Here is a 16,404-nt window from a genome sequence, read left to right as displayed (position 1 = left end):
ATGATTCAAAATATCCCTTTCTGACATTCACAAAAAATTATCTTGATCTTCATAAGGATAATTAATGTTCCATGTGACAACCTAATCTTAAATTTTAGATCATCCAGAATCACTCGGAAGTGTTCATTGACATTAATTGCTCTATGCGAATTTTCATTATTTTAGTTAAACATCTTTCATCACTACCACATTTGTTTCTGTTTTTTAACCATTCCACTTGTTCCGCGTGTAAATTTCTTAAATTATCTCGATCTCCCATAGATTGCTGTAACTTTTTCATTAATATCCAAGCCTTATTAACACTATTATCCCATGCTGCCAAATCAAAATTTTGACAGATAGCTCTTTCTGTTTTACTTTGAGCATTCTTACAGTTAAATGACGCAATTGGAGTGGGTTTTTGAGGCAGTCGGTTCATTTTGATAATAGTCAAATCAAACCAATTAGTTAATAAAGTATCTCTATCTATAATAAAAAACCATGTTCTATTGTCATCATTACCAACGCCAGGGCCAAAATAACCTGATTTACAAGAGAACTTCTCCACGGGATATATTCTATTACCGTCAATACTCAATTCGTAATCTTTAGCTGTTGTATTTTTACCCCCCGCTGATATTTTCGATATTAACCTATTTATTGTTTCCGTTCCTGATGAGACTGATAAAGATAAACATGTCCCATCCTCAGGAAAATTAGAAGATAGTCTATTAGCACTAATATCTAACACCCTACCAACTAATCTAGGATCATTGAATTGATAATTAAGCCGCCTAGTTGAATTATTATTTATTTCAACCTGTCTAATTTGCCAGTTTCCATATAAGGAAACTGGGGTCAATGACTCAGAAAACGAACTAAAACTCGCATTGAAAAGTAAACCACCCAAAATTACTCTTTTAATCAATTCTCTATACATACTCATTATCGGTAATCTCCTTTTGTATAAAGATTAACTTCATATTTCCTTCTGTTAACTAATCCATTAACAACCACTCCCCCCGATGTCACAGCTTTTTTCATTTCCTCCATTGCATTATTTACCTCACCATTGTTGATAAATCTAGTCACGTTATTAAATCTCCCCCCTGGGTTATAGGCAAAACTCACTAATGCATCAAATTGATTTTGCCTTAATGGAACTTTTATTTTTCTTCTCACTAAATCTTCATAAGCAGGTACTATATACTTGAGTAGCTTGGTCTCCTGTTCAGCAGTTAATGAGACAAGATTACGGTTATCTCTTGCAAAATTACTTGCGTCATTATTAGTAAGTCCTGCTCCCTTACTAATTTTCTCTGCTATATCAGAATCTAATCCAATATTACGCATAGTTTCTTTTATGGAAGACTGAGAACGCTCTTTCATATCATATCCTGGACCTAACGTTACTCCACTGCCCCCCCTAGGCCAATGAAGATGGTTACTTACCCCTTTTAGAGATTCAATATTAAAAATAAAACGCAGACCATCTTCTGATATACCTGTAGCTGATTCACATTTCAGGGCATCCAAAAACACCACGGGATGCATATGCCATACTGGTTTCCCTCTGCTAAACGGCCCCACCGCCTTCATCCACACCTGATCATCCAGATACTGCCGCCAGAACTTATTCGCCGTGCGGTTTTTTACCACATTCGTAAAAAAGTTCTCCCACGGTCCCCCCTGACTGTCTTCATACCACTCACTGCTGTGCTTCACGATAAACCTCGTCACTACGTTAATCATTTCCGGGTTATACAACCCAAGGCGCACCTCCTGCGCATTCAACTGCCTATCGCCGTCTTTATCCAGCTTCCGCAAAATACGTTCATAACGGACCGGAACCAAGGCATGATCTATCCGCCTGTCCTGTTTTGCCACCGCCAGTAAATGACGCAATAAGACTTTCACACACTCTTCTGCCGTTAACTTGCTGAAATCCGTGGTCGCCTCCTCTTCCAACAAACGAAATCCCAGTTTATTCAGGTCATGTTGATCTACCTCCGTTACAAGTTCCCCATTCTGTTTTACCCAGCCAGTCTGCGTCACTTTGTACCAGTTTACTCCGTTTTTATCCTTAACCGGGCTGGTCAGCGCTTTCGCCAGAACGATTTCCTGCTGCGTTCTGACCTTCAAGGGGGTAAAAGTTTTGTGTGTCGCATCATAGCTGTGCAACATCTGATCAAGTCCGCAGGTAACATATTTCCGGCCATCCGCCAGGTGTTTCGTGTTATTGACAAAATCCGGCAAGTTATCGTCAGCACTCAACACTTCAATATGCGTAAAATAGTAAGACATTCGGTCAGGCAACCGGGCCGCAGGCGATTCAAATAATCCCAGATGGCCTATCGGGTCTCCGGCGTTTATGCGGATAACCTCATCACCCATCAAAGTTTGTATACTATCAAACGCCCCTTTTTTAACTGCCGCTTGCATCCAAACCGGCATCTGAGGATGAGCTTCACCTGTCTGCTCAACAAAATGAGGATCTAATTCCACCCAAAATTTTTTCTTATCTTTTACTACGCCTCCCTCTAGTTTCTGCGCCAGACCAAAGCGTACTTTGTCATAACGGGTCGAGATGATGGTGGTCATAAAGAAATCCGCAGTCTGATAGACCAAAAACTCATCACCGTGTTTCAAACTGCCGTTTGTCGGCGGAATATCATAATCACGCCGTTCCCCCCGTTCCGTCACATCAGATGGTATACCGTACTGCTCCTCATTATTTGCGGTAAATCGGTGGGTATTCAGCGTGTGCTGCACAATCGCTCTATAACGTGGGTACGCCGGGTAATCGCTCACCGGCGCCAGATGCATATACAGGCTGTAGAATGTCAGCAGTGTTTCATCCTGTGCCTTGTACTCTGATTTCACCAACGCAAAAGTGCTGGAGTATTTCAGTTGTTCATCACGAAAGTAGGGGGCTTCTAAATACGCTTTATTCAGCCGGTAAGCTACCAATTCCCCCCCAGCCATGCAGCGCAGCGGCATCACTTTGTTCTGTTGCAATAAATCCGGCGCCAGTTTGGAATACGGGGCACTGGCCCGGTCACTGAGATGCACTCCACCGTGCCACAGGCCATTCGCCCCAACCAGCCAGGCACCATTGGGCTCAGAACGCAGTTTCGCCAGCATGGCTTGCAGGCTTTTATCATCGGTGGCCTGATAAGGCTGACCGTCATTTTCTCGGCTGACAGGAAAACAAATTTTCATTCGTACAGGCTCCTTATCCTGAAATTGAACCCGTATGATCGGGGGTCGTTTCTGTTAATTCTGTTTGGGGGAAAGCGGATACTTTCGTATCGATTGATGCCCCCCCTTTCTTCACGTTGTAACTCTGGCATTTCACCTGATAATTCCCCGGCGTCCCAAACTCGATACCGTTTCCATCCAGCTTCAGATAGGTTCCCCCCGCGTTCAACGTCAGCGTTTTGGGTGTGGTAATCGTGATGTTGTTATCGCTACTGGAAAGCGTTATTTCCTGTTGTGCCATCAATTCCATCCCATCATGCTGCGCCTGTATCAGTACCTTGCCCTGATTGGCAATGAGCTTGATGCCGAGTTTTTGGACAAACAAACCAAATGCCTCTCCTACGCCGATAAACAAACGTTTCATCACCCCAATATCAGCGTGTTTGCCAACATTGATCATCAGGTTTTCTTTGGCAGCCATTTGCATGTGTGCACCACTGACCAAAGAAATGCCTGCCGGTGAGCTGGCTAACAATACCGCTGTCTGCAACTGCGTAACCCGTTCCTGAACATAACTCAATTGTGTTTGTACATCAGCGGCAAGAGACGCCGCCTGTGTAGCCGCTTCACTGAGCGTTTGCATTTGCTGGTTAGCCTGTGCCAGGGCCGACAATGCCGCCTGCATCTCCAGCGTTTTTCCCTGTGCTTTTAACTGTTCATCTGCACTGATAAACAGCCCTTTCCCGGCCCGGATCGCACCCCAGTCATCAGTACGCAGCTCAAACCCTTCACCCCGTTTATCCGGGTGCGGTTTCTGGCTGTCAACCAGATGCCCCAGGTTGAGCTGGCTCTTACCGCCGTATTCGGTACTCAGTTTGATGTGCTCCCGACCGCGCTCGTCATCCATCCGCAATTTGTTATTCGCCGGGGTACGCAGCACATTGCGTTTGTAGTTGAATAAGGTGACATGATCCGGGTGTTTTGAGTCGTGCAGTGCATGGGCGATGTAGGGCCGATCCGGGTCGCCTCCTTCAAATGCGATCGCCACTTCCGTACCTATCAGCAACGGCCAGTGAAAACCGTAGGTGTCACCCGCATAAGGGCGGGCCAGACGCACCCACAGGCTTTCTCCCCCCTGTGGCCATTCCGCCCGGTCAAAGTCAAACGACACCCGATACAACCCGTCTTTATCAATATCCCCGTACCGGTCGTTCACTACCGAGCTGCTCACCCGGGCGGGCAGGGTGCCCGCTATGCGTGGTTTCGGGATTAACACAGGTCGGAAGCACACGGTTTCAGAGTAGGGAATGGCGGTAAACGCCATTTCAAAACTGCGATCCCGGCGCGCACTGCTGCGAATAGCGGTTATCACCGCCCCTTTACGGAACGCTTCCGGCGCTTCACCCCTGACTTTCAACTCCTGACCCGGCAACAGCGTGGCGGATGTCGTCAACCCCCGCAGTTGGGTCTGTCGATTCAGGTAACGTTCATGTTGCAGCCGGGAATAGAACACCCCGCTTTCGACTGCCGGATCCAGGTCGTAACGGTTGCCTAACACCCGGTAGTTGTTATCCAGGTAATGGTACGCTTCGCCATACAGGGTTTCATCGCCCCGCGTCACATCCACTTCGGCATCCATACCGTATTGCGGCAGCGCGTCACGGTAGTCATAATCGCGGGTCACCACTTTGCCTGCCACCACCTGATGCGCGGTTTCCATGCCCCATACCGCGTCTTCTTCCCCACCGTGCATGCCTGATGGATGGCGGGCCGGCATATAGACATTAAACTGGTAGTAACGCTGATCGTCGTAAAACTCCACCACATCGATTTTCAGCCGGTCGTCCGCCGTCAGTTTGTACCAGATCCCCACTTCCGCCAGCAGGCGTTGCACAAAATGCAAGTCATCTTCGCCGTATTGCATCACCTGATCCCGCTTCGGGCAGGGGTACGCCAGGGTGAATAAGAAATCCTGCCCGCGAAAACCGTGACGTTCACGCAGGATTTTTTCCACGATTTCCGGTACCGACATCTTCTGATAAAGGGCACATTGGTGACTTCTCGACAGCAACGCCAGCCGCGGTTCCAGAGTCACTTCATAACGGCTTTCATCCCGCGAGGTGGATAACAGTTTAAATTCGCTGATCACCCCGTAGATCGTGCGCAACGGCGCCGGCGGTATCACCGGCATGCCCCGCATCCCCGGATTGAACGCGGGTGACGTCAGGGTAAACGCCGCGTCCCGCATCAGCATCTGCGCCGGTTTGATCTCTTTCACCGGGCTGGTGAATTCAATCGCGTAACGAAAAGGCCGGCTTAAGCCTTCCTGCCCGCTAAACGCCACCACATCCAGCGGCGCGGTATTTTTCCAGACTTTCAGTTTGTAACGGCTGTGATCAAAAATGATCGCCGGGGTGGTGTTGTTCATGACGGGCTCTCGGTTTTCTCGGTTTCAGTGAATGTCAGGGTGATCTCACCGGTTTCATCGGCGCCCAATATCACCCCGGCCGGTTTAGGGTGATGGGCCAGACGTTCCAGCAGCGCCTGTGATAACACCGGCAAAATTTGCTGGTTGAGCAGGCTGTCGATATTGCGGGCGCCGCTGTCCGGCAGCAGACAGGCGCTGACCAGCGTGTCACCGAGGGCGCTTTCCACCTGACAGGTCAGGCCATAATGGGTATTGAGTCGCCGGGTCACCTGCCCCAGTTTGATGTCGACAATACGTTTGAGCGCCTCAGGCGGTAACGGGCGGTAAATCACCGTCTGAAAGCGCGCCAGCAGGGCGGGCTGGAAGTGATCCCGCAGCACAGGATGCAACAGTTCATGCAACGCGGCATTCGATGCGTCAGGCTGTTGCGCCAATAGCGCCATCAGGTGATCACTGCCCAGATTCGACGTCATTACCATCACGGTATGGCGAAAATCGATCTCCCGCCCTTCACCATCACGCATAAAACCGCGATCAAATACCTGATAGAACAGATTCAGCACGTCACGATGGGCTTTTTCCACTTCATCCAGCAGCACCACGCTGTAAGGTCGTTGACGGACCGCTTCTGTCAGTATCCCGCCCTGACCGTATCCCACATAACCCGGTGGGGAACCTTTCAACTGGGAAACCGTGTGCGGCTCCTGATATTCCGACAGGTTGATCGTGATCAGTGAACGCGCCCCGCCAAACAGGCTATCCGCTAATGCCAGCGCCGTTTCAGTTTTCCCTACCCCACTCGGCCCAACCAGCAGGAAAACCCCCAGTGGACCGTGCTCCGGCGTCAGACCCGTTTTAGCGGCCCGTAAACGTTGAGCAATGTCCCACAGCGCCGCCGCCTGACCTATCACCCGTTCGCCCAAATGCTGTTCCAAACGGAGCAGGCCGGTTTGTTCGTCTTTTAATACGCTGCTTAACGGAATGCCCGTCCAGTCGGCCACCACGGTGGCGACCATGCGAACATCAACATGCAGTGAGAGCAGCGGTTCAGCTCCTTGTAACGCCGCCAGCGCCGCCAAATCCGCCTTCAGTTCCGGTGTTTGAGGTGAATGTTGACGCTGCGCGAGAATGCGCTCAGCCAGCGCCTTTTCCTGTTGATATTGTTCAGTAAGTTGAGCCGCCTGATCCGCCACCACGGCCCACCGGGACGCGATGGCGTCCAGACGGGTAACCTCTTCACCTGACAACACATTTTGATCGGCTTCAATCGCCTGCCGTTCCATCGCCAGCGAATCACGCTCGGTTTTTAACTGTGTCAGCGATGCCGGTGAAGTCTCTAAGCTCATGCGCACCCGGGCACTGGCGGTGTCCAGCAGATCCACCGCTTTATCCGGGAGCTGACGCCCAGCCAGGTAACGACGGGAAAGTGTCACTGCCGCCTGTACCGCACTATCAAGAATATGGACGCCGTGGTGGCGGGCATAACGCGCTTTCAGCCCGCGCAACATCAGGCAAGCGGTTTCATCATCCGGCTCATCAACGTTAATCCGCTGGAAACGGCGCTCCAGCGCGGCATCCTGTTCAAAATAGCGTTTGTACTCCGACCAGGTGGTCGCCGCGATAGTCCGCAATTCCCCCCGCGCCAACGCGGGTTTCAGTAAGTTAGCGGCGTCTGCGCCGCCCGCCTGATTACCGGCGCCAATCAAGGTGTGGGCTTCATCAATAAACAGTAAGATGGGGGTGGACGATTGCCGGACAGCTTCAATCACGTTTTTCAGCCGTTGCTCAAATTCGCCTTTCACCCCTGCGCCCGCCTGCAACAGGCCCAGATCCAGCGCCCGCACACTGACCGTTTTCAGGCTGGTCGGGACATCGCCCTCAGCAATCCGCAGCGCCAGTCCTTCCACTAATGCGGTTTTCCCCACGCCCGGCTCTCCCACCAGGATTGGGTTGTTTTTACGCCGGCGCGATAAAATGTCGATCATCTGGCGAATTTCATTATCACGGCCAAAGACCGGATCAATGCCGCCTTCAGCGGCGCAGGCAGTGATATCCCGCGTGAATTTATCCAACACGTTTTGCAAAGCCGGGGATAATGCGTGAGGATTGAGCGCGGAGTTATCTGCGCCGGTCTCCGCCAGGTCAACAGCCGATCCTGCCTCAGTCAAACGCGCCGTAACCTGTTTTTCCGGGCACTCGTCTGAGTGGCGATCCAACAGCGGGCGCAAGCGTTGCAGTTGCGTCACACTCAAACAGGGTAACGGCCACGCATCACTCGCCCACTCCCCGGCGAGCTGACCGCTCAGACCCTGTAAAAGGTGCACGGAACGAATCGATTCATTGCCCGCTTCCTGCGTCGCCACCGCCCCGGCTATCTGTAATAGCTCACACAGAGGGGCCGATAATCGGGGACGTCGATGAATACGGCGGGGCAGGCCATTAATTCGCGTCAACAGCAACTGCCACAACGCATTCATATCCCACGCATAATGTCGGGCAATCACCGTGATATCACCTTCACCGCCTTCAAGCAGTTTGAGTAACCAGTGTTCTACGGTGATCTCCGCATGAGCCCGTGTCTGGCATAAAGTGGCCGCGGCCGCCAGTGCTTGAGCACAATAGGGATTTAACCGGCGCAGTAAAATAGCTGACGGATTTTCCATGACAGTTTTCTCCATCCTGTTCCTCGGTTGCTTCGGGTACGCTACCGCCCATAGCCGTATACCGAGGCCCATCAGGTCAGGATGCTTCATTATTTCGGGTGTTTTGGTCCCCGGCGGGGCCCACGGCCCCACCGGCCTCTAAACGATAAAAAATAAAAAAACGCGGACGTTACGCCGTCGAACGTTCACTCCAGGCATCGGAGTGAATGACGTTGCCGTCTTTGTAAGTCCAGGTGATTTTTTCGTAGCGGAACTCAACATGTTCCAGATGGTTGTGCTTCTCTTTGGCCGGATCTTTGATGTCATGCATCAGCGGCGCCACTTTCACCACCTTCACGTTTTCCAGCTGGGTGTTGAAGTACTCTTTTTCCTGCCCTGCGTCGTCAATTTTGTACCACTTGATCTCGGCAGATTTCAGGGTTTGACCCGAAGTGACCGCTTTATACAAATACGGGGTCGCGGCATCAACCTCTTTGGTGAACACCAGTGGGGCATGCACGCGGGTCCCAGTCAGCTTGCCGGTATTGTTGTCGGTCGGGATATGCAATGCATGTTCCAACGCCACAATTTCGATACTGCCTTCCCGGTCCTGAACATCCACAGACCCTTTGATGTCGGCACCGCCGTCATCTTTCAACCACAAATAAGCGGGGATCGCCATAAGTTTACTCCTGTTGTTGTGTCAATGATGTCGCCAGTCTCGGCGACGTTGTTGCTGAAACGCCCGGCACCGTTGGCGGTCGCGGACAGGCGACCGCGTTCGGTATCAGACGGATTTCAACTCTGCGGTTAGCGGCACGCCCTGCCGCGGTGGTATTTGTCGCGATCGGTCGCCCCGCCCCGTCGCCTTGTACGACGAAGCAGGCAGGCGACAACGCGCCGGTCTGTAATAGCCAGTCACGGACGGCTTCGGCCCGTGCCAGTGACAGCGCCTGGTTTTTCGCGGCATTGCCAGTGGCATCGGTATGGCCGGTGATGAAAATCATCCGGCCCGGTTTGGCGCGGATATTGATCAACGCATTGATTAATTCTGGGGTCGAACCCGGTTTCAGGGTCGCCTGTCCCACATCAAACAGGGCCAGGCTATTCAGGCTGATTGTCTGGGGTACCCGGGGCGCCACCGGCGTTTTCTCCCGATGCTCAGGGTGATAACGGGCAATCGCCGCCTGTAACGGCAGACGTAATCGCGCCCCCTGATACAGCCCCAATCCCAGACGCCACGGCACCCCGTTACGGTCATACTCTTCAAGACGACCGGCATCGTCCCGCAATACTGCCACCGCCTGCGCTCTGCCGCGCGCATCCGTCATGGCGACAGCGTGATAGTGCTGCCAGTCATCGTCCACCTGACGCAACTCTTGCCGGTTATACCAGGCCGAACAGCCCAGCGCGGTCATTCCCGCCAGCAGAAACAGCCCTAACGCCCGCCTCAGAGCCCGCAGCCCAGCGGGCTGCCATGATCTCACGGGTAACAGAGGCCATACCGGGTCCGGGAAGGGTAATACCGGCCTCCCGGTATCCGGTGAGCTGACCGGGTCACCGGCGCTGTTGAGCGCCGTTTGGGTTTGCAACCACTGTTGCCAGAGATGACCGGTTAACCGCTGCGGTAATGCCGGCACAAAGGTCAGCGCCATCGCCTGAGGCGGACACGGCGGCAGGGCGTATTCGGGGGTCAGGCAAGCGGGTAATACGCCTGCCTGCATCCAGCCGGCCCAGCTGGTCAGCTCAACCCCACACTGAAAACGGGCGGCCTGTTCCGCCACGCTGCCCTCGCCCAACCAGTCCGCCAGCGGTTGCGCCGAGACGCCCTGGCGCCAGACCGTGACGGTGTTTTGACCCGCCTGCCACGCAAACCACGGTGAATCAGGACGTTGAGGCACCCCGGCTAAGTAACCGATCAGCACGAAAGGTAACGGAATACCCTGGCGGCGACGGACCTGAGAAAGCTGCCAGCGCAGTTCCCGTACCCAACCCGCCAGGGCCCTCTCATCCCGGGACTGTTGCGGGGTGATGACGGCCATCACGCTCAATTGGCCGCCCCAGGCCGGCCGGGCAGCCAGCAGGCTTGCCACGCTATCAGACAACGCGATCCCTGACGGTAAACATAACCAGCCGCCCTGCGGCGTCTGACGCCACGGTGCATCACCAAACAGGCTGTCCTGGACGTGACTGCACACCAGCACCACCGGGCGACGATCGCGGTCCGGGGGCAGCATTGCCGACAGGCGGTCAGGGTGTTGCCGTCGCCGGGATCGCGCGGGATAAAACAGGCCGACCAGCGTGAAGAGCAGGATAATAGCGCCACTCACCCATCGGCCTCCCGGCGATAAGGGGAGCCAGACCAGACAGAGCAGCAGCCCTAACCCGGCAGCCCATCCCCATAGCGCCCGTCGCCACATCACACTCATTGCGCCCACCCCGGCAGCAGCGTGATCAGATACTGCCTCAACCCCCACCAGACACCGGTCAGCACGATTATCGTCGTGATCAGCGGACCGCCAATGGCACGTAGCCCGGCAAAAGACGGTAAGATTCTGACCCGCGCAGGCGAGGGCTGAAAACTGTCGAACGGTAAGATGTGCTGACTTAAGCGGGTGATCAGTTGTTCACGTATCAATGACGTGTCCTCCCGGTCATCCCCCTGGAACCCCAGCAGCAACACCCGGTGAAAACAGGTCAGGACCGCCTGATCGGGCACCGGTTCATCCAGAACCGTACGTATCCGCTCATATAACCGGTTGCCCGCTTCAGCGGTGCCAAAGAAATGGGCCTGCAACGAGGTGGCGCGCCAGGCTGCATAGCCCTCGTCCGGTGCCCGTGTCAGTACGGTTTCATCCAACAGCGCACACAACGCATAACGGATGTGTCCCCGTGCGGCGTCACTGACGCCGGCAGCAGACAGCGCCCCCTGCGCCTGTTCTATCTCGTCGATACAGTGTTGCCATACCGTGCTCCCCTGATCCACTGGCACGCCCTGGCGCAGTTTGGTGACCAGTAAGTAGCTGTTTTGCAACAGGGCATCAATATCCGGTGACAATTTTTTAGTGAATAAGTGTGATGGATTCATGTTCTCAAGACCGCAAACAGTTCAAGCTGAATATCGCCCAGGACATCGGACACATAGAAAGCACAGGTTCCCGCCGCCAGCATGGCTTTCGCCGCCGGATGGGACAGGTCAAGGGCAAAATACTGGTTCTCCAGCCGCAATGGGACCGCCGCCGGGACATGATTCATCGGCACCAGCGGGATCCCGGTCAGCGCCCGGTTAATCATCTGGTTAACCTCATCCGGTGCCCCGGCTTTACACAACAGCGGAAACCGGGTCTGCAACTGGTGTGCGGGAACGGCGGAACGGACAGAAAGATAAAAATCCGCCGCGTCACGCAGGCGGGTATCGTGGAGCGTCCCGGTCCATTGCTGTGCCGATTTTGTCAGCTCAATGGCGACCATCCGCGACGGCAGGCTGATTTCCAGTAACTGACTCAGCAGGTCAAACAGCGGCGGCAACACCGCCGTCAGGTTATCGTGCTGATAACGCGGGATCCCCCCGGCGTCATGATCGAGCGAAAATGTCAGCAGACTGCCCGCCAGCTTGACCGCTTCACGGTAAAACAACGCCGGGTGCCCCTCCCCGTGCGCCCGAAAATCACGCAGTACCGGTTCATAGCTGTTCAGCGCATTGAGCAGCCAAAACAATGAGACGTCCGCCACAGCAAAATCCGCCATCCGCTCGTTACTCTCACGGCGCATGCCCATCAACCGGGCCTGTTTAGCCCGCAACTGCGTCAGCAATCGATCGAGCCGGTCCATCAGCCCGGCATTCGCCCTCAGCCGCAGTAACGGCGGCACAAACTGTTGGTCAAAGGCCCAGTTGCCCTGGGCGTCACGTAACAAACGGGCAACGGGACAGGTGAGATACTGGCCGTTTTCCATCCCGTCAACGCGCAGCGACACGGCATAACGGGCCACCGCCATCGATTCATGGCGGTCACTGAATTCATCCTGTACCGGCACCCACTCCTGCCGGTAACGCACCGGACGATCAGCCTGTTCATCGGGTTTAAGGCAATTCCCCCCGTTCGCGTAAGTGTGCGGCAACGCCAGTAAGACGGTGGCCTGTTGCGTCTCTGGCGACAACACTGTCGCCAGCTCCAGCACCGGGGGTAAGCGATCCGCCTGATCGGTGTCAATCAGCGATCCATCAGCAAAACGCACACACAGGTGATGGGCTTTTAGGTGCCCCAGCGCCAGGGTGTCTGTATCAAACACGGCGGTCAGCACCCCCCAGGGAGGCAGCCCCCCCAGTCGGGCAACACATTCACGGGCATACGCCTCCCAGCGGGCCTGTTGCTGAAACTGTTGGGGCGACAGGATAGTGCCCGTCACCCATAACGGACGCTCAATTTTCATGGTGTCACCCCCTGGCTTTCGGCATCTGAGAAACCAGAGACAGATTGACGTCCAGTCCTTCCACCTGAAAATGGGGCACGGCGTACAACCGGACCCGGAAGAAACCGGGGTTGTCGTCAATATCTTCAACCATGACGCGCGCTTCGCGCAGCGGGTGAGATGCCTGCACAGCGTCTGACGGATCGGTCATCTCCGTGACCAGCGTGTTGATCCAGTTGTTCAATTCAATTTCGAGCAGACGCCTGTCCTTGGTGGTGCCGATGTTCTCCCGCTGGATTAACTTCAAATAGTGAGAAATCCGTGACAGCAGAAAGATATAGGGCAGACGCGCATTGATACGGCTGTTGGCGGTGGCTTCATTGGTGTCGTACAACGCCGGTTTTTGCGCCGAGTTGGCCGAAAAGAAGCAGGCGTAATCGCGGTTTTTGTAGTACGAGAGCGGCATAAACCCCAGATTGGCGAATTCAAACTCGCGGGTTTCCGGGATCATCACTTCTGACGGAATTTTGACCTGATTGCCGGTCCCCAGATCGTAGAGATGGATCGGTAAATCCGTGACCGCGCCCCCCGCTTTCGGCCCGCGGATCTGCACACACCAGCCATTGCTGATAAAGCTCCTGACCAGGTTGGCGGCAAACGCAAACGCGGCGTTGGTCCACAAATATTTATTGTGATCCGGCCCGGTGACCTCTTCGACATAGTTAAAGGCGCGTACCGGCACGGTATCCGGACCATAGGGCAAACGCCCGAGTACACGGGGCATCGTCAGGCCAATATAACGGGCATCGTCGCTGTCGCGGAACGCCTGCCACTTGATGTATTCCGCACGGTCAAAGTAGCTGGCGATGTCTTTAATCGCTGCCACTTCTTCCATGGTTTTTTTACCAAAAAAGGCGGGCCCGACCGCGCTAATGAAGGGCATGTGCGCCGCAGCTGATACTTTGGCGATATGACGCAACAGGGCAATATCCTGTGCGCCAGCATCAAATTCGTAATTGGCAATCACCGAGCCGATCGGCTCACCGCCCGGCGTATCGTATTCCTGAATGTAAGTGTGGAGATAGAAGCCGCTTTGCACAATTTCCGGCGCATCGTCAAAATCCTGCCGTAAGTCGTCTTTGGTCACATCCAATAGGTCAATGCTGACGTTTTGACGAAAATCCGTCCGGTCAACCAAAAATTTCAGACCCCGCCAGGCGGATTCAACTTGCTGGAAAGCCGGATGATGCATCACCACATCCAACTGACGGCTGATTTGCTGGTCCAGCTCGCTGATATGGTTATCCAGCAAGGCCTTATCCAGCCGCTCGACTTTTCGTGCTGAGGCTTTCAACAGCGTGAGAAAAACGCTGACCGCCGCGGTCACCCGTTCATCCGCCGTGACATCCGCCAGCGCATCACTGCACTGAAAGCGGTCGATATCACTCAGTCGTTCGACCGGCTGTAAATGGATTTTTTCACACAAGGATTGATAAACACTGCCTTCGGCGTAGGGTGTGCCTGCCGCAGCAGAAGCGGTTTGTTCTTGTACCGTCATCACTTCTCTCCTGACTACAATACGGTCATCATCAAATGGCTGTCGGCACCAGCGCCGCCAGTTCAGCCCGCAATTGATCGTTCAACGTGTCATCCTGGAGAATGTGCTCCAGCTCCCGGCGAAAGGTGGCGTTGTCAAGCAGGTTGGATCTCAGATCGCGCAATAAATTACGCATAGAAAGTAACGCCCGCAGTGAGGGAATTTGGCGGGCCACGTGTTCAGGATCGAAATCCTTTATTTGCTGGAACGTGAGGGCGATATTTTCTTCGCCGCCATGTTCAGCCAGGGTATTTTGCACCGTCAGGTTAAGCGCAGGGCTGAATTCCGCCATCACGCTGTCAAAATTGTTTTTGTTAATAGAGATTTTTTCTCTTTCCGAGAGGGGACGATTATCCCGGCCATAACTGTAATCGCCCATCACCAATAATTTCAGCGGCAGTTCAACCTTTTTCCGCGCACCACCGGTATGCAAATCCAATTTAATATTCACCCGGGCTTTGGGGATTTCATTTTGAAAACTCTGGGCCATCACCGGCTCCTCAGCAATAAAAAAAGAACGCCAGGCATGAGGATCATGCCCAATAAATTTCAGGAACAAAAAACGGATTCAGATATTTCAGAGCAGGCCGTTAACCGGGCAGTAAATAAGAGAACACCGACAAGATCCGCCGCCATAAATAAACGTTTTTACCGGGCAGATCATTTCCTAACCAGGCCGATTTTGTAAACTGATTTATCTAAAAGCAAGATATTTTTTATCGAATAGCACTTTTTGTTCAAGACTATTGAGCGATAAAACCTGACATACGAGGGTAAAAACAGATAATATATAAATCAAACCTAAACGATTTCCAGATTTTTTCACAATAAAGTGGTGTTTGTTTTTATAAAATGATAGCGACTTGTTTATTTTGTTATCATTAAGACCATTCAGCACAATCAAACTCAGTGATATTTTTTAACTTTATATTATTTTTCAACTCACTAAATCATCAATAAACCGTGCCTGATTGGAGGGGTAAAAAAGAGAATGGTTATCAGTCAGATTATGCGAATGAGAATACATTCAATTAAGCCGCGTCATATTCATGATATTGCCGGGTAACCCGCGGGTTAATTATAGACTTTGCAGGATAATGCGGATGGAAATGAGGAAGTCCTATCCTATGCGATAATCAGGGATATTTTTTTGGCTCTTTTTGATGGCATGAAAGTTATTGAAGAGGTTGTTTCTGAAATAGGGAGCCGAAGTACGGGAAAATGCGATTATTGATAATGGAGACGATGATTTGTTTTCGGATATTCCGTTTTATATTTATGTCCCGGAGACGCCGGTCCATTTAAGTCAACGATAGGTGTTATAAAACACCGCTGAACGCCGATAATTAAAATGATATTCACCCAGGGTTGGAGACATAATCATAATAACGTTCTCGTGTTTTCCTCTCTGGAAATCGTTACACAATATATGGGGCGCAATGGATGGAATGAACAGGGTGGAAGTTACTGTTTTAGCCATTGCCCCGTAAACCGTCGCCCAATCGGGCGGCGATATAAGGGGAGCTAACCAGGGGTTTCCTGCGATCTGACATAGGTTTTCAACGTTTCAATCGTTGCGCCGCCTGCACTACATGCAAAATAAGATCGTGACCATAATGCACGGGTTTTTGACTGACGAGATAAATGCGTATTTAAAATTCTGACATGGCGGCTGCGGATAAAAAAGCCTCTCGGGTTTGTTGGATCATTGTTTCATCGAGGAGCTGACGACGATATTTTGTTGTAAAGATTAAATGGACAACTAACCTGCTGATACTGTGTCGCCGACGTCGATAATTTTTTAATTCATCATTGTGCGCACTCATTTGAATATCCCACTGTTGAACAGGCTGAATTTCTGAATGCCCAGTTCGGTGCAGTGCGTTGCGTCTTTAACAAAGCGCTCTGTAGTGGTATGCGAGTTCCAGAAGGTGTCACTGTTGTGGTTGCAAGATGTCGGAAATGCCGCTGCATAAACGGCGCCAGCAATGCCCTGAATGCGCGGTAGAACATGACCGCGACATCAATGCGGCTATCAACATTCGGCAAAAAGGGATAGTTGAATTACAGGCGGCGGGACACGTCGTCTCTGCTCATGGAGGCCTGCGTAAATCCGTTGCACCAACGGTTGCGGCCTGAGAAGTGGG

General features: G+C 52.6%; 12 protein-coding genes and 2 pseudogenes. 3 read left to right on the top strand and 11 right to left on the bottom strand.

Annotated elements, in window-relative coordinates; genetic code table 11:
• Positions 1-109: 109 nt before the first annotated feature.
• The 6 genes from ACUN2T_RS07805 to ACUN2T_RS07780 form a co-directional block, all read right to left on the bottom strand.
• Positions 110-925: a lysozyme inhibitor LprI family protein gene (locus tag ACUN2T_RS07805; protein ID WP_445496980.1), complete on the bottom strand. Its 816-nt coding sequence runs from the start codon at positions 923-925 to the stop codon at positions 110-112.
• A complete protein-coding gene (locus ACUN2T_RS07800) occupies positions 925-3,201 on the bottom strand; it encodes a glycoside hydrolase family protein (protein ID WP_445496979.1) in 2,277 nt (758 codons plus the stop codon). Before ACUN2T_RS07800 ends, ACUN2T_RS07805 begins: the two co-directional genes overlap by 1 nt.
• Positions 3,202-3,214: 13 nt before the next feature.
• Entirely contained in the window at positions 3,215-5,608 is a 2,394-nt protein-coding gene (locus ACUN2T_RS07795) for a type VI secretion system Vgr family protein (protein WP_445496978.1), read from the bottom strand.
• The gene (gene tssH, locus ACUN2T_RS07790; protein WP_445496977.1) at positions 5,605-8,271 is read right to left on the bottom strand and encodes a type VI secretion system ATPase TssH; all 2,667 of its coding nucleotides are present in this window, start codon (positions 8,269-8,271) and stop codon (positions 5,605-5,607) included. The genes ACUN2T_RS07795 and tssH overlap by 4 nt, the downstream gene beginning before the upstream one ends.
• A 169-nt stretch (positions 8,272-8,440) precedes the next feature.
• Positions 8,441-8,932, bottom strand: a complete 492-nt coding sequence (locus tag ACUN2T_RS07785; protein ID WP_445493463.1) for an Hcp family type VI secretion system effector — start codon at positions 8,930-8,932, stop codon at positions 8,441-8,443.
• A gap of 4 nt (positions 8,933-8,936) precedes the next feature.
• Positions 8,937-10,034, bottom strand: coding sequence for an OmpA family protein (locus ACUN2T_RS07780; protein WP_445496976.1), 1,098 nt, complete (start codon positions 10,032-10,034; stop codon positions 8,937-8,939).
• 302 nt (positions 10,035-10,336) lie between these two features.
• Between ACUN2T_RS07780 and ACUN2T_RS07775 the strand changes: the two genes are divergently transcribed.
• On the top strand, positions 10,337-10,555 hold the full coding sequence (locus tag ACUN2T_RS07775) for a hypothetical protein (RefSeq protein WP_445493461.1): 219 nt from the start codon (positions 10,337-10,339) through the stop codon (positions 10,553-10,555).
• Between the two features lie 120 nt (positions 10,556-10,675).
• On the opposite strand, the gene tssL is transcribed toward ACUN2T_RS07775, so the two are convergent.
• The 5 genes and pseudogenes from tssL to ACUN2T_RS07750 all read right to left on the bottom strand — a co-directional run bounded on the left by tssL (position 10,676) and on the right by ACUN2T_RS07750 (position 16,083).
• Entirely contained in the window at positions 10,676-11,338 is a 663-nt protein-coding gene (gene tssL / locus ACUN2T_RS07770) for a type VI secretion system protein TssL, short form (protein ID WP_445493460.1), read from the bottom strand.
• On the bottom strand, positions 11,335-12,681 hold the full coding sequence (tssK, locus tag ACUN2T_RS07765) for a type VI secretion system baseplate subunit TssK (RefSeq protein ID WP_445493459.1): 1,347 nt from the start codon (positions 12,679-12,681) through the stop codon (positions 11,335-11,337). The genes tssL and tssK overlap by 4 nt, the downstream gene beginning before the upstream one ends.
• 4 nt (positions 12,682-12,685) lie before the next feature.
• Positions 12,686-14,218, bottom strand: coding sequence for a type VI secretion system contractile sheath large subunit (gene tssC / locus ACUN2T_RS07760; protein WP_445496975.1), 1,533 nt, complete (start codon positions 14,216-14,218; stop codon positions 12,686-12,688).
• Between the two features lie 31 nt (positions 14,219-14,249).
• A complete protein-coding gene (gene tssB / locus ACUN2T_RS07755) occupies positions 14,250-14,747 on the bottom strand; it encodes a type VI secretion system contractile sheath small subunit (RefSeq protein ID WP_445493457.1) in 498 nt (165 codons plus the stop codon).
• A gap of 1,034 nt (positions 14,748-15,781) precedes the next feature.
• Positions 15,782-16,083 (bottom strand): annotated as a pseudogene (locus ACUN2T_RS07750) (transposase).
• On the opposite strand from ACUN2T_RS07750, the gene ACUN2T_RS07745 reads away from it, so the two are divergent.
• Both ACUN2T_RS07745 and ACUN2T_RS07740 read left to right on the top strand, forming a co-directional pair.
• A complete protein-coding gene (locus ACUN2T_RS07745; protein WP_445497831.1) occupies positions 16,062-16,265 on the top strand; it encodes a helix-turn-helix domain-containing protein in 204 nt (67 codons plus the stop codon). The pseudogene ACUN2T_RS07750 and the gene ACUN2T_RS07745 sit on opposite strands and share 22 nt — an antisense overlap.
• A pseudogene (locus tag ACUN2T_RS07740) lies at positions 16,169-16,396 on the top strand (zinc ribbon domain-containing protein); the annotation flags it as partial. The gene ACUN2T_RS07745 and the pseudogene ACUN2T_RS07740, both read left to right, overlap by 97 nt.
• Positions 16,397-16,404: the final 8 nt, after the last annotated feature.

The organism is Photorhabdus machadonis (genome assembly GCF_052657765.1).
Note: the sequence above shows the minus strand (reverse complement) of the source record. Positions and strands in the feature narration are given on the sequence as shown.

Bases quoted from the DNA above. Each gene is read 5' to 3' on its own strand.
- ACUN2T_RS07805 (WP_445496980.1), bottom strand. From the start codon at position 925: ATGAGTATGTATAGAGAATTGATTAAAAGAGTAATTTTGGGTGGTTTA.
- ACUN2T_RS07800 (WP_445496979.1), bottom strand. From the start codon at position 3,201: ATGAAAATTTGTTTTCCTGTCAGCCGAGAAAATGACGGTCAGCCTTAT.
- ACUN2T_RS07795 (WP_445496978.1), bottom strand. From the start codon at position 5,608: ATGAACAACACCACCCCGGCGATCATTTTTGATCACAGCCGTTACAAA.
- tssH (WP_445496977.1), bottom strand. From the start codon at position 8,271: ATGGAAAATCCGTCAGCTATTTTACTGCGCCGGTTAAATCCCTATTGT.
- ACUN2T_RS07785 (WP_445493463.1), bottom strand. From the start codon at position 8,932: ATGGCGATCCCCGCTTATTTGTGGTTGAAAGATGACGGCGGTGCCGAC.
- tssL (WP_445493460.1), bottom strand. From the start codon at position 11,338: ATGAATCCATCACACTTATTCACTAAAAAATTGTCACCGGATATTGAT.
- tssK (WP_445493459.1), bottom strand. From the start codon at position 12,681: ATGAAAATTGAGCGTCCGTTATGGGTGACGGGCACTATCCTGTCGCCC.
- tssC (WP_445496975.1), bottom strand. From the start codon at position 14,218: ATGACGGTACAAGAACAAACCGCTTCTGCTGCGGCAGGCACACCCTAC.
- tssB (WP_445493457.1), bottom strand. From the start codon at position 14,747: ATGGCCCAGAGTTTTCAAAATGAAATCCCCAAAGCCCGGGTGAATATT.